We start from the raw sequence: 26,264 nt of genomic DNA, 5'->3' as shown, positions 1-26,264 counted from the left end.
TCAGAGCTCGATTTCTGCCGCGAGAGGCGCGTGATCTGACAAATGCGACCAAGGCCGCAGCGGCAGCACCACCGGCGCGTGGCCGATGGCGTTGCGCACATAGATGCGGTCCAGCCGCAGCAGGGGCAGGCGTGCGGGAAAGGTGCGCGCCGCCTTGCCGTTGGCCTGCACAAACACCTCATGCAGCTCGGCGCCTTTTTCCAGCCGGGCATGGGCGCGGTGCCGCCAGTCGTTGAAGTCCCCGGCCACCACGACGGGCGCATGCGGCGGAATGTTGTTGCGCACCAGTTCGCACAGCATGTCCATTTGCTGCTCGCGGTGCGCTTCCATGAGGCCCAGGTGCACGCAGACGGCGTGCACGTTCACGCTGCGGCCGGGTATCTGCAGTTCGCAATGCAGCAGCCCGCGGCGCTCGGGCCCGCTGATGGACACGTCGAGGTTTTCAAAACGCACGATGGGGAACTTGGACAACACGGCATTGCCGTGGTGCCCGTTGGTGTAGACCGCGTTGCGGCCGTAGGCGAACTGCGGCCAGATGGTGTCGGCCAGGAATTCGTAGTGCGGGGTTTCAGGGTAGTTGTCGAACTTGTCCTGGTGCTTGACGTGGTTGCCCGTCACTTCCTGCAGGAACACCACGTCCGCCCCGACGCCGCGAACGGCTTCGCGCAGCTCGGGCAGGATGAATTTGCGGTTGAAGAAGGTAAAGCCCTTGTGGATGTTGACCGTGAGCACCTTGAACGAGAACGACGAGTCGGCGCTGACTGCTGCAAGCGCCGTCTGCGTGTCGGCCTCGACGGCTTCCATGTCGATCGGCGTGGCGGCTTCGGGAGAGCGGGTGGGTACGGCGACAGACAGGGCGTCGGGCCCGCGGCGCGAAGCTGAAGAAGGCGATGGCGAAGGGGATTCGGGTGTGGAAGTCGGCATAGGAAAGATAAGCGAGTAGGCCCAGACAGGCAGGCGGAAAGGGCGCAGGACAGGCCTTGGCACCCATTGTTATTCTGCGCCCTGGGAGTGACTGTAGGACAGTAACTTATTTGCGGCAGGGCGCGGCGTACGCAAGCGCCTGGGACGTGCCTTTGGCCACAGCCCGCGGGCGCAGTGTCCTACATGGCGCGGGGGGCCTCTCCGATAAGGCAGACGGGCCCGGCCCGCTAGATTGAATTCAACGTTAGCCCGATGAAGTGGCAGGCGTGTTTTTTCAACCCAGCCTACGAGCACAACCCAAGGAACTACTCCCATGTTCAAAACCCCCTCTTCCATGAAGACCCTTTCCCTTGCAGCTGCCATGACGGCCGCACTGATGTTTGGCGCAGCCGCACACGCGCAGACCGATCCTGCGGGCAAACCGAGCGACAGCTCGGGCTCGGTTTCCACCGGTGCAACCGCCAAAACGCCTGAGCAGCGTGACGCCGCCAAATCCGAAAAACAGGCGGCGAAGTCCGACAAGAAGCAGGCCAAGGCAGCCAAACGGGCTGCACGCAAGAGCAAAGCCGCCACTGCAGGCGCTGCCCCCACGGATTCGGGCGGTACCAGCAAGTAAGGCCAGGCGCTGCCTCTGCGCCATGACAGTTTCAGGTTGAAGGCGCGCTGACGCGTTGCCATCACCCTTTTGAAGGAGTTTGATATGTCCAAGTACTTTATGCGTTCCATTCCTGCGGCCGCTGCGTTGACCGCAGCCGCGTTGTTCGGCTCTGCCGGCGCCTTTGCACAGGGCCTCGGTGTGGGCGTCGGCACCGGTGTTGGGGTCGGCGTCTCGGCCGGCCAGAACACCAATATCGACGCTGGCGTTCGCGCGAATGCCGCGGCAGGCGCCAGCTCGGACTCCAGCGGGCCCTCGGGATCTTCCAGCGGCAGGCTCGGTGCCGGCGCCAATGTTTCCGGCTCGGCTCAGGGTGATACCTCCGCAGGCAGCAGGGCCGCCGCTGCAGTGGACAACACCGCCCGCAGCACCGGACGGGCTGTAGCCCGCACCGGCAACGCCGTGAAGAGCGGCGCCAAGCGCACCTACAACAAGCTGGATAACGCTGCGGGCAGTGCCCGTGTCCAGGGCAGTGTTCAGGGTGATGCGGCCGTCGGCGGCACTTCGAAGTAAAGGCGGGCAAGGTGCGCGTGTAATTGCCGCAAGGTGGTTGCATCGCCACAAAGCCGGGCACAGGTTTTTACCTGCGCCCGGCTTTTTTTCACGCCTGCGTTTATTTGGGCCGGGGCTGCGGCAAGCCCCTGCCGGGCTGGGGTAGCTTCCCGGCCCGGAGTTCGGTGACTGCGGTGGCTACAGCCCTGGCCACGTTGCGGACTTCTTCCATCAGGGCTTTGTCTGCGTCCAGCGTGTCGTGGCTGGTGGCATAGGGTTCGTAGTAGCCGATGTAGCGGTCCAGCCGGGCCGGGCTGCCGGCATCAATCAGGCCCATCCAGTCCAGCCAGTCGCACAGGCCGCGGCGTGTGCCTTCGATCCCGGCCACGTCGCCATGCACCACGACGCCATACGCGCGGCCTGCCAGGTGCTTGGGATAGTCCCAACCTTTCATCTCCAGCGCCTTGGCTTCCTCGGGCTTTTTGCCGTGGGTGGTGGTGGGGTCGGGGTTGCCGCCGTCGGCACACACCAGGCGGTCGATCATGAGCTTGAGCGGGCTGGGTGACTGGTACCAGTAGACGGGCGTGAGGATGATGACGGCATGCGCGGCCGTCCAGCGTTCGTAGATCTCGGCCATCCAGTCGCTGGTTTGCCCCAATGAATGGTTGGGGTAGCAGCTGCAGGGCCAGTGGCACAGCGGCATGGCGGTGGACACGCAGCCTTTGCAGGGGTGGATGTGAAGGTTGTAGCTGGAGGTGAGCAGGCTGAGGTCCAGCACATCGGGATCCATGCCCGCTTCCTGGAGTGTGGTCTTCGCGCTGTTGAGCAGGCGCCAGGTCTTGGAGATTTCACCGGGGCAGGTGCCGTCGTTGCGGGCGGAGCCGCACACCAGCAGCACGCGGGAGGGTGTGGCCGGGTCTTTCCAGGCCGCCTGCGCTTTGGCCAGGCGTTCGCGGGTTTCCAGCCATTCGACGGACAGTTCGTAGTCGGGGTCGGCAAATTCCTCGCCGGCCTTGCGCGTGTGGGGCGCCTTGCGGCCTTCCTGGTAGGCGTCCCAGGCCACGCTTTCAAGCCGGGCCAGGGCTTCGTCTTCCTGCCGGAATGCCGGGTCGACAAAAGATTGCATAAAGCGTTCGTGGAACGCGTCGCGTGAGAGGAGGGCCGGTGCCTGGCCTTTGCGTACCGTGGTCATCTGCCGAGTCTAGTGACGCTGCAGGGCTTGAACCGGGGGTTTCGATGCCGTCCTACGCGGGTTTTCGGTACCGTCTGGCGAGCCGCAGTTTTTGGTCAAAATGGCCTTTAAGCCATATACAATCTGCGCAAGCAGCTATCAAAATAATAGCTAATGCGGAATGTGGGCTGGCCGCAAAAAAGCCCGCACGCAGCCGTTGGGGCTGCCGTGCGGGCCTGGCGCGCTTCAGTTCAGCGTGTCGCGGTTATGGATCAACCCTTTTGCGGGGCGGGGCCACCTTGACCGCGAGGGCCGCCATGGCGCATGCCGTGCTTTTTGTGCTCGGTATCAAAGGTTTTTTGCTGCTCGGGTGTGAGCGCCGCGTAGAAGGTCTTGGTGGCTTCACCGCGCTTGTCCATCGCCGTGTTCATCTCGGCCATGCGCTGGGTGCGCATTTCCTTCATCTTGTCGATGCGCTGGGGCGTGGTCAGCTTGTCGAACTCGGCGCGTTGCTCCGGCGTGGGGCGTGCTCCGTGGGCGGGCGGCTGCATGGAAGCGGTGTAAGCGGTCCACGCGCCTTCCTGGGCGGGCGTGAGCTTGAGTTTGGCTTTGAGCTCGGCCTGGTGCTTGGCGATCATGGCCTGCATCTTGGCGGGGTCGTGGCGGCCCATGCGATCGCCATGGGGGCCGGCAGGCTTGCCTGCGGCGGGCGGCGATCCGGCGGGTGGTGCGGGAGGCGTTTGTGCCATGGCACCGGCACCTACCGTTGCCAGCAAGCCGGCGAGTACGAGGCTGTTGAGGGAAGCGGAGCGGTTGAATGCGAATTTCATGAGGAACTTCCTTTCAGGAGAAGATGCCTGAGTTCCATCGAGTCGTGACATACGGCTTTTGGCTTCAGGTTGAAAGCAAGTGTGCGGGCCGTCTGTTTCCCTGCCGTTGCCGAAAGGTAAAGATAAGCCGTGGATACACCCCTATCAGCCCTCACTTCGTGTAGTGCTTTTTCCCCTTGCAGGGGACGGCGCCTGCGGCCTGGCAAAGCCAGTTCCGCGGCCCCCGTTGGCTTGGCCTTTCAGAGCAGGGAGCTGTAGCCTCAAAAGGCGATTCAAGCGGGGGCCGCGGTCCGGCTTTGCCGGCCGCGAGGCGCTCGTCCCCCGCAGGGGGAGAGGGGGCTACACGCAGTGAGCCCCAACAGGGGGACTTCCTTCTTGACTGCGGTCAATTGCCATCGCCGTCCGGGGTGCCTACAATGGCACCAGCTTGTCGGGGTGCCAAGGATGTTTCCGTGAGGAGGCTTTCGAGGCTGAGATCGCAGTATGCGAGACCCGCTGAACCTGATCGGGATTATCCCCGCGTAGGGAACAACGCAATTGGCTCCGGAACTCCGCAGCGGCACACCAGGTGCCACCGATGGACCCCCGGCTCCCCAGCAGGCACCCCACCTTCTGGAGAACCACATGGCCAAAACCCGACTCACCGTTGACACCCAAGACCTCACCAGTCGCATCACGCGCGCGCCATTTCCGGGCTCCGCCAAGATTTACATCGAAGGCTCGCGCCCCGACATTCGCGTTCCGTTCCGTGAAGTCACGCTGACCGACACGCTGGTGCACGAAGGCGCCGGGGAGCCGCGCCGCGAAGCCAACCCGCCGCTGCGTTTGTATGACGCCTCGGGTGTCTACACCGACCCGGCTTCGCCGATCGACATCACGCGTGGCCTGCCGCCTTTGCGCGGCGCCTGGATCAACGAGCGCCAGGACACTGAAGCCCTGCCCGGCATCAGCAGCGCCTACGGCCGTGAGCGCCTGAACGACCCGGCCCTGGCCGCGCTGCGCATGGCGCATGCGCCCGTGCCGCGCCGCGCCAAGGCCGGCGCCAATGTGTCGCAAATGCATTACGCGCGCAAAGGCATCATCACCCCCGAGATGGAATACATCGCGGTGCGCGAAAACCTGGTGCGCGCGCAACTGGCCGAGCGCCTGGCCACCGAACGCATGCCGAAAAAAGGGCATTCCTTCAACGCCGCGATTCCGGAGCAGATCACGGCCGAGTTTGTGCGCGACGAAGTGGCGCGCGGCCGCGCCGTCATCCCGAACAACATCAACCACCCCGAGAGCGAACCGATGATCATCGGTCGCAACTTCCTGATCAAGGTCAATGCCAACATCGGCAACTCGGCGGTCACCTCGAGCATTGAGGAAGAAGTCGACAAGCTGGTCTGGTCGATTCGCTGGGGCGCAGACACCGTGATGGACTTGTCGACGGGTGAGAACATCCATGAAACGCGCGAATGGATTTTGCGCAACTCGCCGGTGCCCATCGGCACGGTGCCGATCTACCAGGCGCTGGAAAAAGTCAACGGCAAGGCCGAAGACCTGACCTGGGAAATCTTCCGCGACACGCTGATCGAGCAGGCGGAGCAGGGCGTTGACTACTTCACCATCCACGCCGGCGTGCGCCTGGCCTATGTGCCGCTCACGGCGAATCGCCTGACGGGCATCGTCTCGCGTGGCGGCTCCATCATGGCCAAGTGGTGTTTGTCGCATCACAAGGAAAGCTTTTTGTACGAACGCTTTGACGAGATCTGCGAGATCATGAAGGCGTATGACGTGTGCTTCTCGCTGGGTGATGGCTTGCGCCCCGGCTCGATTGCCGATGCGAACGACGAAGCGCAGTTTGCCGAGCTGCACACGCTGGGCGAGCTCACGCAGATCGCCTGGAAGCACGATGTGCAGGTGATGATTGAAGGCCCGGGCCACGTGCCGCTGCAGCTGGTGAAAGAAAACGTAGACAAGCAGCTTGAAGCTTGTTTTGAAGCGCCTTTCTACACGCTGGGCCCGCTGATCACCGACATCTCGCCGGGTTATGACCACATCTCTTCTGCCATGGGCGCAGCCAACATCGGCTGGTACGGCACGGCCATGCTGTGCTACGTGACGCCGAAAGAGCATTTGGGCCTGCCGAACCGCGACGATGTGAAGCAGGGCCTGATCGCCTACAAGATCGCCGCGCATGCGGGCGACCTGGCCAAGGGCTACCCGGGCGCGCAGATGTGGGACAACGCGGTGTCGAAAGCGCGCTTTGAGTTCCGCTGGGAAGACCAGTTCCGCCTGGCGATCGACCCCGACACGGCGATGGCTTATCACGACGAAACGCTGCCCAAAGAGAACGCCAAGGTGGCGCATTTCTGTTCGATGTGCGGGCCGAAGTTCTGCTCGATGAAAATCTCGCAGGAGGTGCGCGAGTTTGCCCGGCTTAACCCGGCCAGCACCACGCTGGCGCCGGCAGCCACGACAATTCCCATCAAGCAGATCGCCACCGGCTTTGAGGAAAAGGCCAAGGAGTTCCGCGAAGGCGGGAGCGAGATCTATTCCTGAGTTGTTTCGGAGCCGTCCCTGACATGAGCACTTTGCACATCGGTATTGCGGGCGCGGGCCTGGCCGGCCGCACGCTGGCCTGGCGCCTGCTGCGTGCAGGCTGCCGCGTCAGCCTGTTCGATGCGCGGGCGCGTGACGATCTGGCCACGGCCTCGATGACGGCGGCGGCCATGCTGTCGCCGCTGGCGGAACTGGCGGTGGCGGACGAGGCCGTGTTTGCCTTGGGCCAGCGCTCCATGCAGCTGTGGCCGGAGTGGATTGCAGAGTTGGAGGCTGAAGGCTTGCCGGTGTATTTCCGGCGCGAAGGTACGCTGGTGGTGGCCCATGCGCCCGACCAGAGTTCGCTGGAACATTTCACCCGCCTGCTGATGCACAAGCTGCCTGATGCGTCACGCGCGCAGGTACAGGCGCTTGATGCCGCTGCGCTGGGCCGTGCCGAGCCGGCATTTGCCGGGCGCTTTGGCGGTGGCTTGTTGCTGGAGGGCGAAGGCCAGCTGGCCAATGACCAGTGGATGGCCGCGCTGGCGGTGGAGATCGACAGGCTGGGCGGTACCTGGCTCGAAGGTCAGGCGGTCAACGCCGTGGAAGAGGGGCGCATCGTCTGCGCCGGGCAAACTCATCGTGTGGATATTGCGGTGGACGCACGCGGTGTGGGTGCGAAGGAAGGCTGGCCGCAGCTGCGCGGCGTGCGCGGCGAGGTGCTGACGGTGGAATGCGCCGGCGTGACGTTGCAGCGCCCGGTGCGTCTGATGCATCCGCGCTACCAGCTGTATGTGGCGCCACGGCCCGGCCACCGCTTTGTCGTCGGCGCGACCGAACTGGAGTCGGAAGACAGCGGGCCGGTGACCTTGCGCTCCACGCTCGAGCTCGCCAGTGCGCTGCACAGCCTGCACCCGGCGTTTGGCGAGGCCAGGGTGCTGCGCCTGGCGGCTGCGCTGCGGCCCGCGCTGGACGACCACCGGCCGGCGATTGCGCTGCGCAACGGTGTCTGGCATATCAATGGCTTGTACCGGCATGGTTATCTGTGTGCGCCCGCGCTGGTGGACGGGCTTGTCCATAAACTCCTGGGGTACGGAGAATGAATGACATGACGACGACAACATTGCAGATCTCTTTGAACGGCGAACGCATGGAAACCGATGCGTCAACCCTGCAGGCTTTGCTGCAGGCGCGGGGCTACGACTTCAAGAGCGCCTTTGCCTGCGCCATCAACAACGGGTTTGTGCCGCGGCCGCAGTGGCCGGAGCGTGCGCTGCAAGACGGCGACCGCGTCGACGTGGTCACGCCTATCACCGGAGGCTAGAAATGGCACACCCCCGTCGGATGCTCACTGCGTGTAGCACCTTCCCCCCTTGCAGGGGGCGACACCAGCGGCCTGGCGGAGCCAGTTCCGCGGCGTCTGCTGGCATCGCGATACTTTTGCGGAACGCTTGATATGACAACATCTGCGTTACCTTCTATTGCCCACGGCCAGCCCCTGACGGTCGGTGGCAAGACTTTGTCCAGCCGCTTCTTCCTTGGCACCTCGCATTACCCCTCGCCGCAAGTGATGAGCGATGCGGTGCGTGCCAGCGGGTGCGAAGTGCTGACGGTGGGCCTGCGCCGCCTGCAGCCGGAAAGCGGTGGCGGCAACAGCTTCTGGCAGCGCATCCAGGCGCTGGGTTGCCACATCCTGCCCAATACGGCGGGCTGCCACAGCGCCGAGGAAGCGATCACGCTGGCGCAGATGGCGCGCGAGATTTTTGGCACGACCTGGATCAAGCTGGAGGTGATCGGCGACGACTACACCTTGCAGCCCGATACGCACGCCACCCTGCACGCCGCAACGGTGCTGGCCAAAGAGGGCTTCGCCGTCTTTGCCTACACGACGGATGACCTGGTGATAGCCCAGCGCCTGCGCGACGCGGGCTGCGCGGCCGTGATGCCCTGGGCCGCGCCCATCGGCACGGGCCGCGGGCCGTTGAACCCTTATGCGCTGGAAACCATGCGCCGCCGCCTGCCCGATGCGGTGCTGGTGGTGGATGCCGGCATCGGCCGGCCTTCGCATGCCGCGGCGGTGATGGAGCTGGGCTTTGATGCGGTGCTGCTGAACACCGCGGTGGCGCAGGCCGGCGACCCGGTGCGTATGGCGCGGGCGTTTGCCGACGGCGTGGCTGCCGGCCGCGCCGCCTATGAGTCAACCCCCATGCCGGAGCGCGCGGCCGCGCAGGCTTCCACGCCGACGGTCGGCGTACCCTTCTGGCACGCACCCTGACTGGACTTCCGATGAAAACACCCGCCTTTGCCCCATTGACCGGCCCGATTGGTTTTTACCCTGTGGTGCCCGATGCGGCCTGGATCAAACGTCTGCTGGGCTGGGGCGTGCGCACTGTCCAGCTGCGCATCAAGGCGGCGGACCACACGCCGGGGGAAATTGCTGCCGAAGTACAGGCGGCGATTGAAGCAGGGCGCGGCATCAAGGGCGCGCAGGTTTTCATCAACGACCACTGGAAGCTGGCGCTGGATTTCGGCGCCTACGGGGTGCACCTGGGCCAGGAAGACCTGGACACGGCCAACCTGGATGCGCTGCGCACCGGCGGTGTGCGGCTGGGCCTGAGCACCCACACACCGGCTGAACTTGTGCGCGCGCATGCGGTGCAGCCGTCTTACCTGGCCATCGGCCCTGTCTACCCGACGACGCTCAAGGTCATGCCTTATGAGCCGGTGGGGCTGGAGCAGCTGCGCGACTGGGCCCTGCGGGCCTCGCCCTACCCGGTGGTGGCGATAGGCGGCATCTCGCTGGACCGCATCGCCGGCGTGATGGACTGCGGCGTGGGCGGTGTGGCTGTGGTGAGCGCGGTGACGCTGGCCGCCGACCCGCAGGAAGCCGCGCTGCACGGCCTGCGCCTGGCGGCACCGAACCGGGCCTAGATCGGGTTCATGGATGAAAAGGCCCGTTCAGGCAATCTGAACGGGCGCGAGAAGCTATTAATTTGATAGCGCTGGATAGTCTGTGTAGCCCTTTTCGCGGCCGCCGTAGAAGGTGGCCTTGTCGGGGATATTGAGCGGTGCGCCAGCGCGCAGCCGCTCCACCAGGTCCGGGTTGGCTATGTAGGGCTTGCCGAAGGCGACCAGGTCGGCGCCGTTGGCGACAGCTTTTTCAGCCAGGGCCTGGTCGTAGCCGTTGTTGACCATCCATGCGCCCTTGCCGCCGGCCTGACGGTAGGCGGCCTTGAGTGCCTTGTAGTCGAACGGGCGGTCGTCGATTTCGCGCGGGCCGCCGGTGGCGCCTTCGATGATGTGGATGTAGGCGAGATTGAGTGTGGCAAGCTGCTTGACCACGTAGTCAAACAGCGGCTGCGGGTTGCTGTCATGCACGTCGTTGGCGGGTGTGACGGGCGACAGGCGAATGCCGGTTTTGCCGCCGCCTACCGCGTCCGTGACAGCTCGCGTGATTTCCAGCAGCAGGCGGGCGCGGTTTTCGATGCTGCCGCCGTAGTCGTCGGTGCGCTTGTTGCTGCCGTCTTTGAGGAACTGGTCGAGCAGGTAGCCGTTGGCGCCGTGGATCTCGACGCCGTCAAAACCGGCCGTCTCGACGGCGTTACGCGCCGCTGCCGCAAAGGTGTGCACGATGCCAGGGATTTCTGCTGCCGTGAGCGCGCGCGGTTCAGAGGTTTCAACAAAGGTCGGCACGCCGTCCTCGATCAGCACCGTCTTGGTCTTGGCGGTGATGGCCGAAGGCGCGACCGGCTTGCCGCCCTCAGGCTGCAGCTTGGTGTGCGACACACGGCCCACATGCCAGAGCTGCACAACGATCTTGCCCCCCTTGGCATGTACTGCACGGGTCACTTCCTTCCAGGCGTCGAGCTGCTCGCTGCCGTACAGGCCCGGCACGTCGGCATAGCCCTGGCCCTGATGGCTGACGGCCGTGGCCTCGGTGATCAGCAGCCCGGCGCTGGCGCGCTGGCCGTAGTAAATCTGCGCGATGTCAGTCGGGATGGCGTTGGGTGAGCGGTTGCGTGTGAGCGGCGCCATCACGATGCGGTTGGCAAGGGCCAGGTCACCGGCTTTGTTGGAGTCGAATAGGGTGGGCATGAAGAGATCCTGAATGGAGGCTTGAATGAAAACAGGGCCAGTTTGGCCCTGTTTCGATTGGCTTGCCCAACACGGGTTGCTTGAATCGTGCTATTGCAACTACTTGTCCCCGCTTCCGATTCCGCTCGCCCCTTGTGGATGCGCCGAGGAGCGGAGGGCCAGACGGATCAGGGCAAAAACTTGTCTGAGCGAAGCGAGTTGTTTTTGACCCCGGCTGGACCGAGCACCGCAGGTTGCCCGCAGCGAAGCGGAGGGACGCAGGAACCAGGGTCACCTTTTCTTTGCTTACTTTCTTTTGGCGAAGCAAAAGAAAGTGAGTTGCCGCCGGCAACCCCGGCCCCGGAACGCAAACTGCGATCAGCGTCCGGGAGGCGTCACTTATTTCAGCAATCCCTCATGCTTCATCGCCGCCTGAACAGAGGGGCGTGCCGCCACACGCTCACGAAACGCAGCAATGTTCGCAAACCCCGAAATATCCACCCCCACCCGCGGTGCCCAGTTGGTCACAGTGAAGAGGTAAGGATCAGCCACGCTGAAGGCATCGCCCATCAGGTATTGCTTGCCGGCAAGCTGGCTGTCCACCCACTTGAAGCGCGACAGCAGCTTGTCGATGACGATAGTCTTGTAGTCGGCCGGTGTGGCGGCATTGAACAGCGGGCTGAAGCCCTTGTGCAGTTCGGTGCCGACAAAAGTCAGCCACGACTGCAGCTTGTAGCGCTCCAGCGTGCCGTTGGCGGGTGCGAGTTTCTTCTCCGGCACCTGGTCGGCGATGTACTGCACGATGGCCGGGCCTTCGGCGATGCGCGTGCCGTCGTCCAGCTCCAGCAGCGGGACATAACCCAGCGGGTTGATGGTGTAGTAGTCGGTGCCGTCTTCCAGCTGGTGGGTTTTGGTGGGCGCCAGCACATGCTCGAACTTCAGGCCCGACTCGTGCAGCGTGATGTGGGGTGACAGGGAGCAGGTGCCGGGGGAGTAGTAAAGTTTCATGGTGTCTTGTCCTTTGTGGGGTAGCAAAGTGCGGCGGGAGTGTGGCGGGAATGTCGCACAGCCCCTGATGCTAGCCGGAACGGCGGATTATTGCTGGCCGGCGCGCCACAATAGCCGCATGGCAAAACTTTTCAAATGGCTGGTGTTCCTGGCCCTCGGCTTGATGGTGCTTCTGGCCGTGGTGGCCTACACCTTGCACCGCTGGGTCAGCACGGACGACTTCCGCCAGCGCGTTGAGCGGGAGGCGTCGGCCGCGCTGGGCGTTCCCATGACCCTGGACCGGGTGGCGGTGGACATCTGGCCTTTGCCCGCTGTGGCGCTGAGCGGCATTTCCGTGCAAAGCAAGCCGCCGCTGACGCTGGAGCGCGTGGAAGTGCGGCCCGAGTGGCGCCCGCTGTTGCAGGGGCGCCTGGAAGTGGCCACCCTGCGGGTGCGCCGGGCGGTGTTGCCGCAGCAGGGCATTGATGCGCTGCTCCTGTTGCTGCAAAAGAAGAAGCAGGCCGCGCCCGCCAAGCCGGGTGCGCCGGCATCTGCAGCCAACACGGGCCCGGAAATGAACCGGCTTGACTGGTTGCCGCGCCGCACGGTGCTGGACGACGTCACCTGGGTGAACACCACCGGCGCACGTACCACGGTCAAGGGCGAGGCCAGCCTGGGCGCCGACGGCCTGCCGGAGAACGCTTCGCTCAAATTGACAGAAGGCAACCTTCAGGGCCTGGAAGCAACGCTGCAACGCGTGGAAGCGCAAGCCGGCGAGGCCGGCGGTGCCGCCCAGTGGGATTTGCTTGTGAAGGTGGGCGGCGGCAAGCTGGAAGGCCGCCTGGGCCTGCAGCGCGGTTTTGTGGCGGCCGCAGCAGCAACGGCAGCCGCCAAGCCGGGCGCGAAGGCGCAGCCGGTGGCGCGCTCGGCGGAAGAACTGGTGCTGCAGGGGCAACTGAAAACCAGCGGTGTCGAGGTGTCTGCGCTGACGGCGCCCGCCAAGGCCCTGACCGGCCAGCTTGACGCCACGACCACGCTCAATGCGCGCGCTGCCACCACGGCTGCGCTGGTGGATGCGCTGCAGAGCCACACCACCTTCACGGTGCGCGATGCGGTGGTGAACGGGCTGGACCTGGCCAAGGCGGTCAAAACGGTGGGGCTGAGCCGTGGTGGCCAGACCCGGCTGGATACCTTGGCCGGGCAGGTCAGCACCCTGGGGCGGTCGGCGCAGCTGACCAACCTGGTGGCGAGCTCCGGGGCCTTGAGCGCCACCGGCAATGTGGCGGTCTCGTCCGCCAAGGCCCTGAGCGGGCAGGTCAGTGTGACCCTGGCCGGCGACAGCAAGATCGGCAGTGCCATTGGTGGCGCTGTGGGTGTGCCGCTGGTGGTGGGCGGTACGCTGGACAACCCGGAAGTCACGCTGTCGCGTGCGGCGCTGCTGGGGGCCGCCATCGGCACCGTGCTGTTGCCTGGCGTGGGTACCGGGGCCGGCGCTGGTGTGGGCGAAAAGGTCGGTAAAAGCCTGCGCGGCATCTTTGGCAAATAAGCCGGACGCCTTCCCGGTTGGTGCGTCAATGAGCGCTTACTTGCCCTTAAAGCCTTGGCGGTTCTGAAGTTGCGCTGAGCTGCGCCCTTGTCCTACAGGGCCATGCGGGCGCTGCTGATTCGGAAAATCGCCGCCTGCTTTTAGCATCGGCTTATGGGTCATGGGCTGCGTTGACTCACCTTGACCTCACACTTTGATGCCCATGACGTGCGTAACGCCGTAACGCCTCATCCTGCGCATTCGCGCAAGAGGCTACTTTCTGGAGGCCATCATGCTCAAGTACGCGATTATTTTTGCGCTGATTTCATTGGTTGCCGCTGCCCTCGGTTTCGGTGGTGTGGCAGCAGGTGCTGCCGGTATTGCCAAGATTCTGTTCGGCCTGTTCCTGATCCTCGCGGTTATCTTCATCGTGCTGGCTGCGCTGGGTGTAGGCGCTGCAAAGAAAGCACTGAAGTAGATGGCTGCGAGCACCGACATGCCGGCCGGCACCATGGCCGCGCGGTTCCGGCAGCGGCTGTTCCACCCGTGGCGGCAGCCGGGCAATGAGGCTGCACGCCTGCCTGCGCCTTCTGCCGGTGTGGCGCCCAAACGGCCGCTGGGTTTCCAGGCCAGCATTGCCGAGTTTTTACTGATCAACCGCCTGCGTGCGCGCCGGCCGGCTGCACCGTCTGCCGATGTGCTGGAGCGCGCGGCCCGCATTGTGTTTGTGACCTGCAAAAACTGGTTTGCACCGGCCGAGAACCGGGAAGTCAGCCACCGCACACGTCTCTAACGGCGCGGCCGCCTGACACACATCCCCTGCAAACCCTGCCGCTACTGCACGTCACGCATCCACAAGGTTTCTTTTCACCGGTTCAGGCTTATGCACACCACCCTTATTGATCTGTTGCTGGAATACGAGGTCATTCACCCCGCCCATTTCCTGTTTCACATCGAGGCGGCTTTTCACGAAGGCCACCATGTTGTGGAAGAGCGGCTGACCATCACGCCCAGCATGAAGGTGCGGAACTTTTCGGATGAGCGCAGCGGCAACCGCTTTATCCGCCTGGATGCTCCCAAGGGCGTGCTTTCGGTGAACTACCATGCGCGCGTGGAGCTGCACCCGGCCCCGGTGCCTCTGCACCTGGACGAAACCCCTGTGACGGCGGTGCCGGACGAAGTGCTGCGCTACCTGATGCCCAGCCGCTATTGCGAATCCGACGTCATGAGCCGTGCCGCGCAGCAGCTGTTTGGCCACTTGCCGCCGGGCATTGGCAGGGTGCGTGCCATCGAGGCCTGGATTCACGACTCGATTGGCTACTTGCCGGGCTTTAGCAATTCCACCACGACCGCGCAGGAGGTGTTTGTGCAGCGCGCGGGTGTCTGCCGTGACTTTGCGCACCTGGGCATCACGCTGTGCCGGGCCTTGAATATTCCCGCACGGCTGGTGGTGGGGTATGTGCACTTTGACGAGCCGCCGGAAGATTTCCATGCCGTGTTTGAAGCCTGGCTGGAGGGGCGATGGGTGATTTTTGACCCGACACGCATGGCGCCTATCGACCGCCTGGTGCGTGTGGGCACGGGCCGCGACGCCAAGGACGTGGCCTTTGCCACCATTTTTGGCGGTGTGCAGATGCTGCGCAAGGAACTCTCGATCACCGAGGGAGACATCCTGCCTGGCGTTTCAACGGGGGTGCATTCGCCCGCGCTGACCGTGGTCACGGTTTAGCCCGCAGGTGCCGCCATGACTGCCGCGTTGCGGCGCTTCAGCACAAGCAGCCCGAACAGCGTGGCCGTGATGTACATGCTGAAGGAGTAAATCGCCGCCGGCAGGGCCAGCTGGAAGTTGTTCAGCACGGCCAGCGCAATGAAGATGGCCAGCGTTGCGTTGTGAATGCCGATCTCGTAGCTGATGGCGGTCGAGATGGGTTTGTCCAGGCCCGTGGCCCGCGAGACGTAGTAACCGGCCAGCAGGCTCACCAGGTTGAAAGCCAATACCGCCGGGCCGATCGCGGCGAAGGTGGTGGTGAGTGACTGCCACTCCTTGACGACTGCGCCTATGGCCACCACGGCCAGCACGATGATGCTGAAAATCTTGGTCGGGTTTTCGCTGCGTGCGGCCCAGGCGGGTTTGCGCATGCGCAGCCACATGCCGATGGCCACCGGCACCAGCACGATGATGATCACTTCCACCACCTTGCCGAACTGCAGCGGCACGACCTGGCCTGTTTTGGCGAAGGTGTCGATCGCCCAGTTGGCGATCACCGGCATGGTGACGATGGACAGCAGCGTGTTAATGGCGGTCAGCGAGATGTTCATCGCCACGTTGCCGCCGAAGAGGTGGCTGAACAGGTTGGCCGAGATGCCACCGGGTGAGGCAGCCAGCAGCATCAGCCCCACCGCAAAGAGCGGCGGCACATTCAGCAGCACGATGATCGCGTAGCAGGCGACTGGTAGCACGATGACCTGCAGCACCAGCGCCACCGCCACGGCCTTGGGGTATTTGAGCAGGCGGGTGAAGTCCTCGACCTTCAGGGTCATGCCCAGGCCGAGCATGACCAGCGCGAGCGCCGCGATCAGCAGCTGCGCGACGACAGGTGAGCCGTTCATGACTTGTAGCTTTCGTCGAGTTTGTCGAGCTTGCGTATCAGTGACGGCCAGACAAAAGCACCACCCAGGCCGCCGGTCTGCACGCGCATGGCCTCGGCCACACCTTTGACGATCAACGGGTTGACCTCGGTGAGTTCGCCCCCGGCCTGCGCGTCGAGCTGGATGCGACAGGTGTTCTCGAAGGTGTACATGCTGAGGAAAGCGTCGGCAATCGTTTTGCCGACGACCAGCAGGCCGTGGTTGCGCAGCATCAGGAAATTGGCCTTGCCCAGGTCGGCCTGCAGGCGTGGTTTTTCATCGTCGCGGAAGGCCACGCCTTCATACGCGTGATAGGCGAGGGACGCCAGCACGAAAGTGGACTGCTGGCTGATGGGCAGCACGCCGCACTTTTGCGCGCTCACGGCCACCCCGGCGCGCGTGTGGGTGTGCAGCACGCAGCCGGCATCGGCGCGCGCTTCATGCACAGCGCTGTGAATCACAAAGCCTGCCGGGTTCACCGGGAAGGGCGTATCAATGACCTTGTTGCACTGGCCGTCGACCTTGACCAGGCTGGAGGCCGTGATCTCGTCGAACATCAGGCCGTAGGGGTTGATCAGGAAATGGTGGTTGCCCGCGCCGGAAATGGATTCGGGCAGCTTGGCGCTGATGTGGGTAAAGACCAGGTCGCTCCAGCCGTAGAGGGCGACGAGGCGGTAGCAGGCGGCGAGGTCGCAGCGCAGTTGCCATTCTTCAGCGCTGACGACTTCCTTGAGGGAGGGGATATGCATGGGGATGGTCTCCGTGGTGTGTATGAATAAAGGTGCTCTCTCGGCACGAACTGCTCACGATACGTGGGTGCTTGACGGGGAACTGTCAAAAATTTGACAATTGGTCGCATGCCTGTCGTTCCGAAGACACCTTCGCCCCTTTCACCGCTCTCACCGCCATCCTTGCTTGCCCGCATGTCGGCCAACCCGTGGTTTGGCGCGCTGCCGGCGATGGACCGCCAGGCGCTGCTCGCCTCTGCCGAGGTGCTGCGCCTGCGGCCCGGTGAAATGCTGTTTCGCCAGGGCGATGCGCCCGGCGGTTTTTATGGCTTGCTCGGCGGCCTGTTGAAAATCTCCTCGCTGCGTGAGGACGGGCGCGAGGCGATTCTGGTGGTGCTGGAAGCGGGCAACTGGATCGGCGAGATCTCGCTGATGGATGGCGAGCCGCGCACGCACGATGCCACGGCCTTGTCTGCGGTGGAGGTACTGGTGGTGCCGCAGGCGGCTTTTACCTTGCTGATGCAGGGCGCGCCGTTTGCGCGGGCCATTGCCGGCTTGCTGGCGGCGCGCGTGCGTTCGCTCTACGGCATGGTGGAAGACGCCGCCTTGCGTTCGACCCGCGCCCGCGTGGCGCGCCGCCTGCTGCTGCTGGCGCGCGGCGATGCCACGATGGCATTGAAGGCGCGGCCGGTGGTGCGGGTTTCGCAGGAGGCGCTGGCCATGATGCTGGGCATCAGCCGGCAAACGCTGTCGGTCGAACTCAAGGTGATGGTGCAGCGTGGCGCCATCGCGCTCGGTTACCGCTGCATTGAAATTGTTTCGCCTGCGCGGCTGGAGGCGTTGGGCAACGTATCGCGCTAGGGCGGGTTCAATGCCGGCCGGGCCGCGTGTCGTTTTCCAGCCGGGCCAGCCAGACCATCGCGCTTCCCGCGTCGGCGCCACACATCTCGGCAGACGCCATGAGCTGCCCGCACACCGCAGGCCGTTCGGGCTGGCCAAAAATGAGGCAGCGGTTGGCGGTGTCGAGCTGCACGCAGCGCACGCCCGCCGGCTTGCCGTGGGGCATGCCGGGTATGGCGGAGCTGATGGAGGGCGCGATGCAGCAGGCGCCGCAGCCGGGACGGCAGTTCATGGTTGGTGGTCTGCTATGAAAAATATAGCTGCTCGCGCAGATTCCTATTGGGCTGGAGCCGTATTTGGTGCTTAAAAAAGGCCTGTGGGACCGTTTGTGGCGCAAAATCAGTCGGGTTTGATCTTTGCCCGTGCCGCCACTTCTTTCCAGCGCGCCTGCTCGGTCTTGATGAAGGCACCGTACTGCGCCGGTGTGTCGCCGATCGGCTGGGCGGTGTCACCGCGCAGGCGTTCGGTGGCCTGCGGATTGCGCATGGCCTTATTGCAAGCCTCGGCGATGCGGTCGATGTTGGCCTGCGGCATGTTGGCCGGCGCATTAAGGCCGTACCACTGCGTCATTTCAAAACCGGGGTAGCCGCTTTCCGCCACGGTGGGCACGTCGGGCAGTTGGGACAGGCGCTCCTTGGTGCCGGTGGCAATGCAGCGCAGCTTGCCTGACTTGATGTGCGCGAGGATGGCCGGCGCGCCCACGCTTGCCGCTTCGAGCCGCCCGGCCAGCAGGTCGGTCAGCTGCGGGCCGGTGCCGCGGTAGGGCACGTGCAGCACAAAAATGCCGGTCGCCATCTTCAAATATTCAAACGCCAGATGGCCGGCGCTGCCATTGCCGGCTGAGCCGTAATTGAGCTGGCCGGGCTTGGCCTTGGCCAGCGCGATGAATTCTTTCAGGTTGTTGGCGGGCACGCTGGAATTGACGACATACAGGCTGGGCACCTTGGCCAGCAGCGAGATGGGCTTGAAGTCCTTGTTGGTGTCGAAGGGCAGTTTGTCGAAGATGAAGGGGTTGACCGCCATGGTGCCGATGTGGCCCAGGATGATGGTGTGGCCATCGGTAGAGGCAGCGCATTCCTGCATGGCGATGTTGCCGCTGGCGCCGGGCTTGTTTTCCACAAACACCGTCTGGCCCAGGCTCTTGGTGAGTTCGTTGGCCGCTGAGCGTGCGACGATCTCCGAGCTGCCGCCGGGCGCGAAGGGCACCAGCAAGCGTATGGGTTTGCTGGGCCAGCCGGCCTGTGCATGCAGCAGCCCGGGAAAGGCCGAAACCGCTGCCAGTGCGCCGCCGGCCTCGAGGCCGAACTGCAATGCGCCGCGGCGCGTGTTGAGGTGTTTCATTTGATGTGTCTCCATGTTGTTGCCGCCGTCGTTTTCATCGCTGGCGTGTCGGTCCAATATAGGACCGTACATGAGGCGCGGCGCTACGTGATTCCGCTAATGAGGCTAACCCCCATGCGCTAGATGAAGGATGCGTCAAAACGTTCGCGCGCGGCCTTCAGGTTCTGGTGGTTGCGCTCGGCCCAGTTGTCCAGCGGGATCAAGGTTTCGCTGAGGGACTGGCCCAGCGCGCTGAGCTGGTATTCCACATGCGGCGGCACGGTCTGGCGGTCAAAGCGCAGCACCAGGCCATTGCGCACCAGCTCCTTGAGCGTTTGCGTCAGCATCTTTTGCGAGATGCCTTCGATCTTGCGCATCAGCTCGTTGTTGCGCACCGGGCCATCGGCCAGCGCCGGGATCACCAGCAAGGCCCACTTGCTGGCCACCAGCTCCAGCGCTTGCCGCGACGGGCAGGCCTGGCTAAACACATTTGAAGCGTCGGTGGGTGGGTCGCCGGGAATTGTCATGGTTACCAGAAGGTGCGTACTTGCCTATGGGTAATCGTAAACCTAAGCTGGAGGCGCATCAATCCTTAACCCTCTTTAACCCTGTTATTCCAAAGAAAGACTCCCGATGGCCTGGCTCTATTTACTCGCCGCAAGCATTGTCGAAATCGCAATGGCCTTGTTCCTGAAATCTTCCGAAGGCTGGACGCGCCTGTGGCCCAGCGTGCTGGGGGTGGCCGCGGCCGGCGCCAGCATTTTCTTTTTGACGCATGCCGTCAAGACTTTGCCGGTGGGCACGGCCTACGCGATCTGGACGGGGATAGGTTCGGTCGGCGTGACGCTGATCGGCATCCTCTGGATGGGCGAAAGCGCCTCGGCACTGCGTCTGACCTGCGTGGCGCTGGTGGTGGCCGGCATGGTGGGCTTGCGCCTGCTGGACGGCACTGTTTGATCAACCCATCCGTGGAGAAACCCATGACCCATCTGGTTTATATCGAAGCTTCGCCGATGCAGGCCGCGTCCACTTCAACTTCCGTCGCCACCGCCTGGCTGGACGCCTATCGCCAGGCGCATCCCGAGGGCACCGTGGACACGATCAATGTGTGGGACATCGACCTGCCGCCGTTTGACGCCGACATGATCGCCGCCAAGTTTGCCGTGTTGCGTGCGCAGAATGCGACGGCGCCGCAGCAGGCGTTGTGGGCGCGTGCGGTCGCGGTGTCGCAGCGCTTCAATGCGGCAGACCGGTATCTCTTCAGTTTGCCGATGTGGAATTTCGGCATTCCTTACCGGCTCAAGCATTTCATCGACGTGGTGACCTTGCCGGGGCAGAACTGGGCATGGTCAAGGCAAACCGGTTACCAGGCGCTGCTGCCAGGCAAGAGTGCGACGCTGGTGTATTCAAGTGCCGGCGCGTACCCGCTGCGGCCCGGGGAAGATGAATCCGATTTCCAGAAACCGTACATGCGGCGCTGGCTGCGTTTCCTGGACATTGAGGTGACGGCGGAAATAAGCGTTGCGCCGACGCTGGTGCCGCCCGAGGACCTTGCGGCAACCAAGGCCGGTGCGGTGGAACAGGCACGGGCGCTGGCCGTAAATTAGTGCGTTGGTCACCGGGGTATTTTGGCGATCTCCAGTGTGGTCACGATCCCGTTGGCCAGCGCGTCACCCTGTTGAGGCTTTGCGCACAGCTCCTTGCGCAGCTTCGGGTCTTCGCTTCCCTGGCACAGTATCACGCCGTCGGGGCCGATGCCAGGCACCTGGGGGTGGTAGAAATAGGCGAAGCCGTTGTGGTTGGGCAGGTTGACCCACTGCTCTACCAGCTGGGGGTTGGCTTTGCCGTCGCTGTATTTCATGATCCAGGCTTTCAGTGCCGGCATGCGCGCCTGTTGCAGGCTGCCGTCCTGTGTGTAGTTGCCATGGAAACCCACGACCGTTCTTTCGAGAGGCTGGTCGTCGGAGTAGGCGCGTGTTGTGCCGCCCAGAAACATGCGCGAACACGAAGAACGGCAATAGCCTGAGAGCAAGGTCATCAGGCCTTTTTCACGGATGTATTCGCCAGTCGCATACCCGGCCCGGGCGTCCCCGCCCGAGGAGTTTTTGAGCACCACCGTTGTGATGCCGGGGTGCTCCTCTATCGCGGCCTGCAAAATCCGTTGTTCATTGCCGGTCACCTTGCCCGACAGAAAAACAAAAGGCTCCCTGATCTCCACGTCCATGGCGTAAGCGCACGACGCGAGGCAAAAGGCCGCCAGGCCCGACAGCCAGTGGCCTGGACGCGCTGTCATGCAGTGAGGCGTTGGGAAGCAAACAGCACCTGGTCGATCACCGCCTGCACATTTTTGAGATGCGATTCGTCGAGCAGGTTGCCCTCGGTGTCGAAGGCGGTGCCGGCGCGGCCCAGGGCAAAAGCCTTGGGCGCGACCCAGCACTGCGCGTTGAGCAGCAGCGGCACCAGATGGCTTTGCGAACGCAGGCCGCCCAGCGCGCCGGGCGAGGCGCTGAGAACGCCCACGACTTTGCCGGTGAAAGACTTGAAGCCTTCGTGCCAGGCTGGATCGCTCTTGACGGGGCTGGAGACCCAGTCGATGGTGTTCTTGAGCAGCGCGGTGTAGCTGCCGTTGTACTCGGGTGAGCAGATGATCCAGGCCGGATGTTCAAACATGAGCTGCTTGAGCTTCATCACGTCGGGCGGCGTGCCCTGCGCCTCCAGGTCGGCGTTGTACATGGGGATGTCGAAATCAGCCAGCTCGATGTGGGTGACTTCGGCGCCGCTGGCGCGCGCCAGTGTGGCGGTCACCTGGGCGAGTTTGCGGTTGAAGGAGTTTTGGCGGATGCTGCCAGCAAAGACGAGTAGTTTCATGCCCGCTATTGTGGCCGCTGGCGGCCGGTTTTTGGCGTGGCTGCCGCGCACAACAGCCGTCTTGCACGGACTTTGACGCTCCAGCCTAATAAGGACGGGCGCAAGCAGCTATTGAATTGATAGCAAATCCCCGAAGCCACGCAAGGCCATGCCCCCGGACAGGCCGCACAAATAAGGCCTCGCCTGATAAAATCGTGCCTTCGTCCTGTGGGGACCGATGGGCCGGGGCACCTGCACGGCGCATGTGTGTGTTGCCGCGCCGCCGTGCGGCTGCGGCAAGCCTGGCCACCATCGACACCGGACCGCTCCATGGCATGCAGGCGCCCCAGCCTGAAAGCCGCTTTACCCGAAGGAGGCGTGATGCACTCGCCTTATGTTTATCCGCAAGAATTTGATGTGATCGTGGTCGGTGGCGGCCATGCAGGCACCGAGGCCGCGCTGGCTTCCGCACGCATGGGCTGCAAGACTTTGCTGCTGACCCACAACATCGAGACCCTGGGGCAGATGAGCTGCAACCCCTCCATCGGCGGGATCGGCAAGGGCCATCTGGTCAAAGAGGTGGACGCCATGGGCGGCGCGATGGCGCTGGCCACCGACGAAGGCGGCATCCAGTTCCGCATCCTGAACAGCTCCAAGGGCCCGGCCGTGCGTGCCACCCGCGCGCAGGCCGACCGCATTCTGTACAAGGCGGCGATTCGCCGCAAGCTTGAGAACCAGCCCAACCTGTGGCTCTTCCAGCAGGCGGTCGACGACCTGATGGTCGAGGGCGACCGGGTTGTCGGGGCGGTGACGCAGGTCGGCATTCGCTTTCGTTCGCGCACCGTGGTGCTGACGGCCGGCACTTTCCTGGACGGCAAGATCCATGTTGGGCTCAATAACTATTCGGCGGGCAGGGCGGGCGACCCGCCGGCGGTATCGCTTTCGGCCCGGCTCAAGGAACTCAAGCTGCCGCAAGGCCGGCTCAAAACCGGCACACCCCCGCGCATCGACGGCCGTACCATCGACTTCAGCAAATGCACCGAACAACCCGGTGACGGCATGCCGGGCGGCACTGAAGGGCCGGTGCCGGTGTTCAGCTTTATGGGAGGCGGGATTGCTCATCCGCGGCAGATGCCGTGCTGGATTACCCATACCAACGAGCGCACCCACGAGATCATCCGATCCGGTTTTGACCGCAGCCCCATGTTCACCGGCAAGATCGACGGCGTCGGCCCGCGCTATTGCCCGAGCGTGGAAGACAAGATCAACCGCTTCGCCGACAAGGACAGCCACCAGATTTTCCTGGAACCGGAAGGCCTGACCACGCACGAGATCTACCCCAACGGGATCTCGACCAGCCTGCCTTTTGACATCCAGTACGACCTGGTCCGCTCCATGGCGGGGATGAAAAACGCCCATATCCTGCGGCCCGGCTACGCCATCGAATACGACTACTTTGACCCGCGCGCCCTGAAATCCAGCTTTGAAACGCGCGCCATTGGCGGCCTGTTCTTCGCCGGTCAGATCAACGGCACCACCGGTTATGAAGAGGCGGCGGCCCAAGGCATGTTCGCTGGCATCAACGCTGCGCTGCAATGCCAGGAGAAGGAAGCCTGGTTGCCGCGGCGCGACGAGGCTTACCTGGGCGTGCTGGTTGACGACCTGATCACCAAGGGCGTGACCGAGCCTTACCGCATGTTCACCAGCCGGGCTGAATTCCGCCTGATGCTGCGCGAGGACAACGCCGACATGCGCCTGACCGAAAAAGGCCGGGAACTGGGTCTGGTAGACGACGCCCGTTGGGATGCCTTCAACCGCAAGCGCGACACTGTTTCACGTGAAACAGCCCGGCTTCGGGCAATCTGGGTCAATCCCAACAACCTGCCGGTGGCTGAAGCCGAGCGGGTTCTGGGTAAATCCATCGAACGGGAGTACAACCTGCTGGACCTGCTGCGTCGCCCGGATGTGAACTATGCCGGACTGATGTCGCTGGAAGAGGGCAAGTACGCCAACCCCGAACTGGCAGCCGAAGCGGCAGCCAGCGACGACATGGCCAAAAGCGTGATCGAACAGATCGAGATCACGGCCAAGTACGCCGGGTATATCGACCTGCAAAAGACTGAAGTCGAGCGGGCATCACACTACGAAAACCTCAAGCTGCCCGCCGACCTGGATTACCTGCAGGTGTCGGCGCTGAGCTTTGAGGCGCGCCAGACTCTGGCCAAACACCGCCCCGAAACGTTAGGCTTGGCCTCCCGGATCTCCGGCATCACGCCTGCCACCATCTCCTTGCTGTTGGTGCACCTGAAGAAAAACCTCTGGAAAAACACGACGCCACTCCAGGCGGCCGGGGCTTCCACCGAAAAAGCCCAGGCCTGATGCGCGGCGGTGAACAGGATTTGCGCGCCGGCCTCAAGGCGCTGCAGCTGGATTTGACCGATGCGCAAGTCGGCCAGCTGCTGGATTACCAGGACCTGATCGGCAAATGGACCAAGGTTTACAACCTCACGGCCGTGCGTGATCCGGCGGAAATGCTGACCCACCATTTGCTGGACAGCCTGGCGGCGGTGCTTCCGCTGAAGCGACATTTGCAGAAAGCCGGACTGGAGGAGGGCGCCAAGTTGCTGGACGTGGGTTCCGGTGCAGGCCTGCCGGGCGTCGTCATCGCGATTTGCTGCCCCAACGTAGCGGTGACTTGCGTGGATACGGTGGCCAAAAAAGCCGCGTTTATCAAGCAAGCGGCGCTGGCTTTGAAGCTGCCCAACCTCTCCGGCCTGCACGCCCGGGTCGAAACCATCACCACCTCTTTTGATGTGATTTGCTCCCGGGCCTTTGCGTCCTTGGTCGATTTCACCAACTGGTCGACCGACGCGCTGGCACCGCAAGGTGTGTGGATGGCCATGAAGGGCAAGCACCCGGCCGACGAAATTGCCGCCCTGCCAGCCGGCGCTGAAGTGTTTCACGTGGAACAACTGCAGGTTCCGGGGCTGGATGCTGAGCGCTGCATTGTCTGGATGCAGGCGAAAGCCGCCGCCAGCCCGGCCTGAAAACCGGGGCCGAGCGCCTCGGCCCGTTGTTCGGGCACAAAAAGAACCCTTCGCGAATGCCAAATCGGCCTTGATCGGGCCAGTTTGGCATTTCTGCGGCACACCCCTGTCGTAAACTCACAGCCTCACTTCTCTCTACTTTCTGGAGAACCTCCATGTTGGGCTCATTCGTTGGCATCGCCGACTACGGCGCTTTTGTCGTCGCCATCATTGTGTTTTTGCTGATTCCCGGCCCGGGCAACCTGGCGCTGATCACCTCGACCAGCAAGGGCGGCATCGCGGGCGGCCTGGGTGCGACTTTCGGCGTGATTGCTGGCGACCAGGTTTTGCTCTGGGCGGCGGTCGCGGGGGTGTCGGCCATCATGGCGGCTTACCCGACGGCTTTTCATATCGTCCAGTGGGCGGGTGCGGTTTACCTGGCCTGGCTGGGCATCAAGATGCTGATGGCCAAGCCCGGCGACGCGCCCTTGCTCAATATCAAGCCGCGCCACTACTTTCAGCAGGCGATGATGATCACCTTGCTGAACCCCAAGGCCATCGTGTTCTATATGGCTTTCTTCCCGCTGTTTGTCGATCCGGCCCTGCACCAGGGCCTGAAGACTTTCGCCGTGATGGCGGCCACGATTGCGGCCCTGACTTTCTTGTATGGCCTGACCTCGGTCATGATCACCTATCACCTGGCGGAGCGCATACGCGCCAACCCGAAAATCACGGCGGTCCTCAACAAGCTGGCCGGCGTTTTCCTGATCGGCTTCGGCCTCAAGCTCGCGGTCTCCAAATAAGCCGCCATCGCATTTCGCATCCTCTCTCGAACAAAAACTAAAAGCACACATGGCCAAAATATTCTGCGTAGCCAACCAAAAGGGTGGGGTAGGGAAGACAACAACGACGGTGAACCTGGCCGCGGGCCTGGCCAAAGTCGGCCAGCGTGTGCTGATGATCGACCTGGATCCGCAGGGCAATGCCACCATGGGTTCGGGCGTCGACAAACGCAAGCTGGAAATGACGGTGTACGACGTGCTGCTGGAATCGGCTTCGGTGGTCGAGGCGCGCGTGCACAGTGAAAAGTGCGGCTACGACGTGTTGGGCGCGAATCGCGAACTGGCCGGCGCCGAGGTCGAACTGGTGGATGTCGAGCGCCGCGAAAAGCGCCTCAAGCTGGCGCTGGCCGAGGTCGACAGCCAGTACGACTTCGTGCTGATCGACTGCCCGCCGTCGCTCAGCATGCTGACGCTCAACGGCCTGTGTTGCGCACACGGCGTGATCGTGCCGATGCAGTGTGAATACTTTGCGCTCGAAGGCCTGACCGATCTCGTCAACACCATCAAGCAGGTGCACGCCAACCTCAACAAAGACCTGCAGATCATCGGCCTCTTGCGCGTAATGTTCGACCCACGCATCACATTGCAGCAGCAGGTGAGCGACCAGCTCAAGGAACACTTTTCCGACAAGGTGTTCAACACGGTGATCCCGCGCAACGTGCGCCTGGCCGAAGCACCCAGCTACGGCCTGCCCGGCGTGGTGTTTGACCCGGCCTCCAGGGGCGCGCAGGCTTTCGTCACGTTTGCCGAAGAAATGGTGGACCGCATCAAGGCAATGTGACCGCGCCAGGG

General features: G+C 63.5%; 30 protein-coding genes and 1 riboswitch. Of the genes, 18 read left to right on the top strand and 12 right to left on the bottom strand.

All coding sequences use genetic code 11. From position 1 onward, the window contains the following. The gene (locus tag AC1DWQ_RS15285; protein WP_477647033.1) at positions 1-804 is read right to left on the bottom strand and encodes an endonuclease/exonuclease/phosphatase family protein; all 804 of its coding nucleotides are present in this window, start codon (positions 802-804) and stop codon (positions 1-3) included. 433 nt (positions 805-1,237) lie between these two features. On the opposite strand from AC1DWQ_RS15285, the gene AC1DWQ_RS15280 reads away from it, so the two are divergent. After that, positions 1,238-1,540 carry a hypothetical protein gene (locus AC1DWQ_RS15280; RefSeq protein WP_477670409.1) on the top strand — a complete coding sequence of 101 codons (303 nt, stop codon included), beginning with the start codon at positions 1,238-1,240 and terminating at the stop codon, positions 1,538-1,540. An 84-nt stretch (positions 1,541-1,624) separates the two neighbouring features. Continuing rightward, the gene (locus AC1DWQ_RS15275) at positions 1,625-2,092 is read left to right on the top strand and encodes a hypothetical protein (RefSeq protein WP_477670408.1); all 468 of its coding nucleotides are present in this window, start codon (positions 1,625-1,627) and stop codon (positions 2,090-2,092) included. Between the two features lie 100 nt (positions 2,093-2,192). On the opposite strand, the gene AC1DWQ_RS15270 is transcribed toward AC1DWQ_RS15275, so the two are convergent. Continuing rightward, positions 2,193-3,263 (bottom strand): flavodoxin family protein, encoded by a 1,071-nt coding sequence (locus AC1DWQ_RS15270; protein WP_477670407.1) that lies wholly within the window; start codon positions 3,261-3,263, stop codon positions 2,193-2,195. A 251-nt stretch (positions 3,264-3,514) separates the two neighbouring features. Further along, the gene (locus AC1DWQ_RS15265; RefSeq protein ID WP_477670406.1) at positions 3,515-4,072 is read right to left on the bottom strand and encodes a Spy/CpxP family protein refolding chaperone; all 558 of its coding nucleotides are present in this window, start codon (positions 4,070-4,072) and stop codon (positions 3,515-3,517) included. A 421-nt stretch (positions 4,073-4,493) separates the two neighbouring features. Next, positions 4,494-4,617: riboswitch (TPP riboswitch) on the top strand. 79 nt (positions 4,618-4,696) lie between these two features. On the opposite strand from AC1DWQ_RS15265, the gene thiC reads away from it, so the two are divergent. The 5 genes from thiC to thiE all read left to right on the top strand — a co-directional run bounded on the left by thiC (position 4,697) and on the right by thiE (position 9,526). After that, positions 4,697-6,616, top strand: a complete 1,920-nt coding sequence (gene thiC / locus AC1DWQ_RS15260; protein ID WP_477647020.1) for a phosphomethylpyrimidine synthase ThiC — start codon at positions 4,697-4,699, stop codon at positions 6,614-6,616. 23 nt (positions 6,617-6,639) lie between these two features. Next, positions 6,640-7,698 carry a glycine oxidase ThiO gene (gene thiO, locus AC1DWQ_RS15255; protein WP_477670405.1) on the top strand — a complete coding sequence of 353 codons (1,059 nt, stop codon included), beginning with the start codon at positions 6,640-6,642 and terminating at the stop codon, positions 7,696-7,698. 5 nt (positions 7,699-7,703) lie between these two features. After that, positions 7,704-7,919 (top strand): sulfur carrier protein ThiS, encoded by a 216-nt coding sequence (gene thiS, locus AC1DWQ_RS15250; RefSeq protein WP_477670404.1) that lies wholly within the window; start codon positions 7,704-7,706, stop codon positions 7,917-7,919. A 132-nt stretch (positions 7,920-8,051) separates the two neighbouring features. Then, positions 8,052-8,870 carry a thiazole synthase gene (locus AC1DWQ_RS15245; RefSeq protein ID WP_477670403.1) on the top strand — a complete coding sequence of 273 codons (819 nt, stop codon included), beginning with the start codon at positions 8,052-8,054 and terminating at the stop codon, positions 8,868-8,870. Between the two features lie 11 nt (positions 8,871-8,881). Next, positions 8,882-9,526: a thiamine phosphate synthase gene (gene thiE / locus AC1DWQ_RS15240; protein WP_477670402.1), complete on the top strand. Its 645-nt coding sequence runs from the start codon at positions 8,882-8,884 to the stop codon at positions 9,524-9,526. A gap of 57 nt (positions 9,527-9,583) precedes the next feature. Here the strand turns inward: thiE and AC1DWQ_RS15235 are convergent, their stop codons facing one another. Both AC1DWQ_RS15235 and gstA read right to left on the bottom strand, forming a co-directional pair. Then, positions 9,584-10,690 carry an alkene reductase gene (locus AC1DWQ_RS15235; RefSeq protein ID WP_477670401.1) on the bottom strand — a complete coding sequence of 369 codons (1,107 nt, stop codon included), beginning with the start codon at positions 10,688-10,690 and terminating at the stop codon, positions 9,584-9,586. Between the two features lie 378 nt (positions 10,691-11,068). After that, positions 11,069-11,677 carry a glutathione transferase GstA gene (gstA, locus tag AC1DWQ_RS15230; protein ID WP_477670400.1) on the bottom strand — a complete coding sequence of 203 codons (609 nt, stop codon included), beginning with the start codon at positions 11,675-11,677 and terminating at the stop codon, positions 11,069-11,071. Between the two features lie 118 nt (positions 11,678-11,795). Here gstA and AC1DWQ_RS15225 point away from each other — a divergent pair, with 118 nt between their 5' ends. From AC1DWQ_RS15225 to AC1DWQ_RS15210, 4 genes are all read left to right on the top strand, one after another. Further along, positions 11,796-13,202, top strand: a complete 1,407-nt coding sequence (locus tag AC1DWQ_RS15225) for an AsmA family protein (protein WP_477670399.1) — start codon at positions 11,796-11,798, stop codon at positions 13,200-13,202. Between the two features lie 271 nt (positions 13,203-13,473). Beyond that, entirely contained in the window at positions 13,474-13,659 is a 186-nt protein-coding gene (locus AC1DWQ_RS15220; RefSeq protein WP_457281859.1) for a DUF1328 family protein, read from the top strand. Continuing rightward, a complete protein-coding gene (locus AC1DWQ_RS15215) occupies positions 13,660-13,974 on the top strand; it encodes a hypothetical protein (RefSeq protein ID WP_477670398.1) in 315 nt (104 codons plus the stop codon). 90 nt (positions 13,975-14,064) lie between these two features. Further along, on the top strand, positions 14,065-14,910 hold the full coding sequence (locus AC1DWQ_RS15210; RefSeq protein ID WP_477670397.1) for a transglutaminase-like domain-containing protein: 846 nt from the start codon (positions 14,065-14,067) through the stop codon (positions 14,908-14,910). On the opposite strand, the gene AC1DWQ_RS15205 is transcribed toward AC1DWQ_RS15210, so the two are convergent. Continuing rightward, entirely contained in the window at positions 14,907-15,791 is an 885-nt protein-coding gene (locus tag AC1DWQ_RS15205; RefSeq protein WP_477670396.1) for a bile acid:sodium symporter family protein, read from the bottom strand. The two genes, AC1DWQ_RS15210 and AC1DWQ_RS15205, sit on opposite strands and share 4 nt — an antisense overlap. Further along, positions 15,788-16,558 (bottom strand): class II aldolase/adducin family protein, encoded by a 771-nt coding sequence (locus AC1DWQ_RS15200; protein WP_477670395.1) that lies wholly within the window; start codon positions 16,556-16,558, stop codon positions 15,788-15,790. The genes AC1DWQ_RS15205 and AC1DWQ_RS15200 overlap by 4 nt, the downstream gene beginning before the upstream one ends. Positions 16,559-16,732: 174 nt before the next feature. On the opposite strand from AC1DWQ_RS15200, the gene AC1DWQ_RS15195 reads away from it, so the two are divergent. Continuing rightward, positions 16,733-17,398 carry a Crp/Fnr family transcriptional regulator gene (locus tag AC1DWQ_RS15195; protein WP_477670743.1) on the top strand — a complete coding sequence of 222 codons (666 nt, stop codon included), beginning with the start codon at positions 16,733-16,735 and terminating at the stop codon, positions 17,396-17,398. Between the two features lie 7 nt (positions 17,399-17,405). Here the strand turns inward: AC1DWQ_RS15195 and AC1DWQ_RS15190 are convergent, their stop codons facing one another. The 3 genes from AC1DWQ_RS15190 to AC1DWQ_RS15180 all read right to left on the bottom strand — a co-directional run bounded on the left by AC1DWQ_RS15190 (position 17,406) and on the right by AC1DWQ_RS15180 (position 19,284). Next, positions 17,406-17,669: a YkgJ family cysteine cluster protein gene (locus AC1DWQ_RS15190; RefSeq protein WP_477670394.1), complete on the bottom strand. Its 264-nt coding sequence runs from the start codon at positions 17,667-17,669 to the stop codon at positions 17,406-17,408. 107 nt (positions 17,670-17,776) lie between these two features. Beyond that, on the bottom strand, positions 17,777-18,778 hold the full coding sequence (locus AC1DWQ_RS15185) for a Bug family tripartite tricarboxylate transporter substrate binding protein (protein ID WP_477670393.1): 1,002 nt from the start codon (positions 18,776-18,778) through the stop codon (positions 17,777-17,779). Positions 18,779-18,897: 119 nt separating this feature from the next. Next, positions 18,898-19,284: a winged helix-turn-helix transcriptional regulator gene (locus AC1DWQ_RS15180; protein ID WP_477670392.1), complete on the bottom strand. Its 387-nt coding sequence runs from the start codon at positions 19,282-19,284 to the stop codon at positions 18,898-18,900. A 106-nt stretch (positions 19,285-19,390) separates the two neighbouring features. On the opposite strand from AC1DWQ_RS15180, the gene AC1DWQ_RS15175 reads away from it, so the two are divergent. Continuing rightward, positions 19,391-19,714 (top strand): DMT family transporter, encoded by a 324-nt coding sequence (locus tag AC1DWQ_RS15175; protein ID WP_457281851.1) that lies wholly within the window; start codon positions 19,391-19,393, stop codon positions 19,712-19,714. Between the two features lie 23 nt (positions 19,715-19,737). After that, positions 19,738-20,364 carry an FMN-dependent NADH-azoreductase gene (locus AC1DWQ_RS15170; protein WP_477670391.1) on the top strand — a complete coding sequence of 209 codons (627 nt, stop codon included), beginning with the start codon at positions 19,738-19,740 and terminating at the stop codon, positions 20,362-20,364. A gap of 8 nt (positions 20,365-20,372) precedes the next feature. On the opposite strand, the gene AC1DWQ_RS15165 is transcribed toward AC1DWQ_RS15170, so the two are convergent. Together AC1DWQ_RS15165 and AC1DWQ_RS15160 are read right to left on the bottom strand one after the other, a co-directional pair. Then, positions 20,373-21,050 (bottom strand): hypothetical protein, encoded by a 678-nt coding sequence (locus AC1DWQ_RS15165; RefSeq protein ID WP_477670390.1) that lies wholly within the window; start codon positions 21,048-21,050, stop codon positions 20,373-20,375. Beyond that, positions 21,047-21,625 carry an NADPH-dependent FMN reductase gene (locus tag AC1DWQ_RS15160; protein ID WP_477670389.1) on the bottom strand — a complete coding sequence of 193 codons (579 nt, stop codon included), beginning with the start codon at positions 21,623-21,625 and terminating at the stop codon, positions 21,047-21,049. Before AC1DWQ_RS15160 ends, AC1DWQ_RS15165 begins: the two co-directional genes overlap by 4 nt. 360 nt (positions 21,626-21,985) lie before the next feature. Between AC1DWQ_RS15160 and mnmG the strand changes: the two genes are divergently transcribed. From mnmG to AC1DWQ_RS15140, 4 genes are all read left to right on the top strand, one after another. Continuing rightward, on the top strand, positions 21,986-23,983 hold the full coding sequence (mnmG, locus tag AC1DWQ_RS15155; protein ID WP_477670388.1) for a tRNA uridine-5-carboxymethylaminomethyl(34) synthesis enzyme MnmG: 1,998 nt from the start codon (positions 21,986-21,988) through the stop codon (positions 23,981-23,983). Beyond that, positions 23,983-24,651, top strand: coding sequence for a 16S rRNA (guanine(527)-N(7))-methyltransferase RsmG (gene rsmG, locus AC1DWQ_RS15150; RefSeq protein WP_477670387.1), 669 nt, complete (start codon positions 23,983-23,985; stop codon positions 24,649-24,651). The genes mnmG and rsmG overlap by 1 nt, the downstream gene beginning before the upstream one ends. Positions 24,652-24,806: 155 nt before the next feature. Further along, positions 24,807-25,433, top strand: coding sequence for a LysE family transporter (locus AC1DWQ_RS15145; protein WP_477670386.1), 627 nt, complete (start codon positions 24,807-24,809; stop codon positions 25,431-25,433). Positions 25,434-25,482: 49 nt separating this feature from the next. Then, positions 25,483-26,253, top strand: a complete 771-nt coding sequence (locus AC1DWQ_RS15140) for a ParA family protein (RefSeq protein WP_477670385.1) — start codon at positions 25,483-25,485, stop codon at positions 26,251-26,253. Positions 26,254-26,264 lie beyond the last annotated feature (11 nt).

Source organism: Polaromonas sp. P2_G11 (assembly GCF_056403595.1).
The sequence above is the reverse complement of the archived record's forward strand: the minus strand, read 5'-3'. Positions and strand labels throughout refer to the sequence as shown.

Bases quoted from the DNA above. Each gene is read 5' to 3' on its own strand.
- AC1DWQ_RS15275 (WP_477670408.1), top strand. From the start codon at position 1,625: ATGTCCAAGTACTTTATGCGTTCCATTCCTGCGGCCGCTGCGTTGACC.
- thiS (WP_477670404.1), top strand. From the start codon at position 7,704: ATGACGACGACAACATTGCAGATCTCTTTGAACGGCGAACGCATGGAA.
- AC1DWQ_RS15225 (WP_477670399.1), top strand. From the start codon at position 11,796: ATGGCAAAACTTTTCAAATGGCTGGTGTTCCTGGCCCTCGGCTTGATG.
- AC1DWQ_RS15200 (WP_477670395.1), bottom strand. From the start codon at position 16,558: ATGCATATCCCCTCCCTCAAGGAAGTCGTCAGCGCTGAAGAATGGCAA.
- AC1DWQ_RS15220 (WP_457281859.1), top strand. From the start codon at position 13,474: ATGCTCAAGTACGCGATTATTTTTGCGCTGATTTCATTGGTTGCCGCT.
- AC1DWQ_RS15280 (WP_477670409.1), top strand. From the start codon at position 1,238: ATGTTCAAAACCCCCTCTTCCATGAAGACCCTTTCCCTTGCAGCTGCC.
- gstA (WP_477670400.1), bottom strand. From the start codon at position 11,677: ATGAAACTTTACTACTCCCCCGGCACCTGCTCCCTGTCACCCCACATC.
- AC1DWQ_RS15235 (WP_477670401.1), bottom strand. From the start codon at position 10,690: ATGCCCACCCTATTCGACTCCAACAAAGCCGGTGACCTGGCCCTTGCC.
- AC1DWQ_RS15170 (WP_477670391.1), top strand. From the start codon at position 19,738: ATGACCCATCTGGTTTATATCGAAGCTTCGCCGATGCAGGCCGCGTCC.
- AC1DWQ_RS15140 (WP_477670385.1), top strand. From the start codon at position 25,483: ATGGCCAAAATATTCTGCGTAGCCAACCAAAAGGGTGGGGTAGGGAAG.
- AC1DWQ_RS15145 (WP_477670386.1), top strand. From the start codon at position 24,807: ATGTTGGGCTCATTCGTTGGCATCGCCGACTACGGCGCTTTTGTCGTC.
- AC1DWQ_RS15175 (WP_457281851.1), top strand. From the start codon at position 19,391: ATGGCCTGGCTCTATTTACTCGCCGCAAGCATTGTCGAAATCGCAATG.
- rsmG (WP_477670387.1), top strand. From the start codon at position 23,983: ATGCGCGGCGGTGAACAGGATTTGCGCGCCGGCCTCAAGGCGCTGCAG.
- AC1DWQ_RS15195 (WP_477670743.1), top strand. From the start codon at position 16,733: ATGTCGGCCAACCCGTGGTTTGGCGCGCTGCCGGCGATGGACCGCCAG.
- AC1DWQ_RS15270 (WP_477670407.1), bottom strand. From the start codon at position 3,263: ATGACCACGGTACGCAAAGGCCAGGCACCGGCCCTCCTCTCACGCGAC.
- AC1DWQ_RS15215 (WP_477670398.1), top strand. From the start codon at position 13,660: ATGGCTGCGAGCACCGACATGCCGGCCGGCACCATGGCCGCGCGGTTC.
- thiE (WP_477670402.1), top strand. From the start codon at position 8,882: ATGAAAACACCCGCCTTTGCCCCATTGACCGGCCCGATTGGTTTTTAC.
- AC1DWQ_RS15160 (WP_477670389.1), bottom strand. From the start codon at position 21,625: ATGAAACTACTCGTCTTTGCTGGCAGCATCCGCCAAAACTCCTTCAAC.
- AC1DWQ_RS15245 (WP_477670403.1), top strand. From the start codon at position 8,052: ATGACAACATCTGCGTTACCTTCTATTGCCCACGGCCAGCCCCTGACG.
- AC1DWQ_RS15165 (WP_477670390.1), bottom strand. From the start codon at position 21,050: ATGACAGCGCGTCCAGGCCACTGGCTGTCGGGCCTGGCGGCCTTTTGC.
- AC1DWQ_RS15210 (WP_477670397.1), top strand. From the start codon at position 14,065: ATGCACACCACCCTTATTGATCTGTTGCTGGAATACGAGGTCATTCAC.
- AC1DWQ_RS15285 (WP_477647033.1), bottom strand. From the start codon at position 804: ATGGAAGCCGTCGAGGCCGACACGCAGACGGCGCTTGCAGCAGTCAGC.
- AC1DWQ_RS15185 (WP_477670393.1), bottom strand. From the start codon at position 18,778: ATGAAACACCTCAACACGCGCCGCGGCGCATTGCAGTTCGGCCTCGAG.
- thiO (WP_477670405.1), top strand. From the start codon at position 6,640: ATGAGCACTTTGCACATCGGTATTGCGGGCGCGGGCCTGGCCGGCCGC.
- mnmG (WP_477670388.1), top strand. From the start codon at position 21,986: ATGCACTCGCCTTATGTTTATCCGCAAGAATTTGATGTGATCGTGGTC.
- AC1DWQ_RS15265 (WP_477670406.1), bottom strand. From the start codon at position 4,072: ATGAAATTCGCATTCAACCGCTCCGCTTCCCTCAACAGCCTCGTACTC.
- AC1DWQ_RS15205 (WP_477670396.1), bottom strand. From the start codon at position 15,791: ATGAACGGCTCACCTGTCGTCGCGCAGCTGCTGATCGCGGCGCTCGCG.
- thiC (WP_477647020.1), top strand. From the start codon at position 4,697: ATGGCCAAAACCCGACTCACCGTTGACACCCAAGACCTCACCAGTCGC.
- AC1DWQ_RS15180 (WP_477670392.1), bottom strand. From the start codon at position 19,284: ATGACAATTCCCGGCGACCCACCCACCGACGCTTCAAATGTGTTTAGC.
- AC1DWQ_RS15190 (WP_477670394.1), bottom strand. From the start codon at position 17,669: ATGAACTGCCGTCCCGGCTGCGGCGCCTGCTGCATCGCGCCCTCCATC.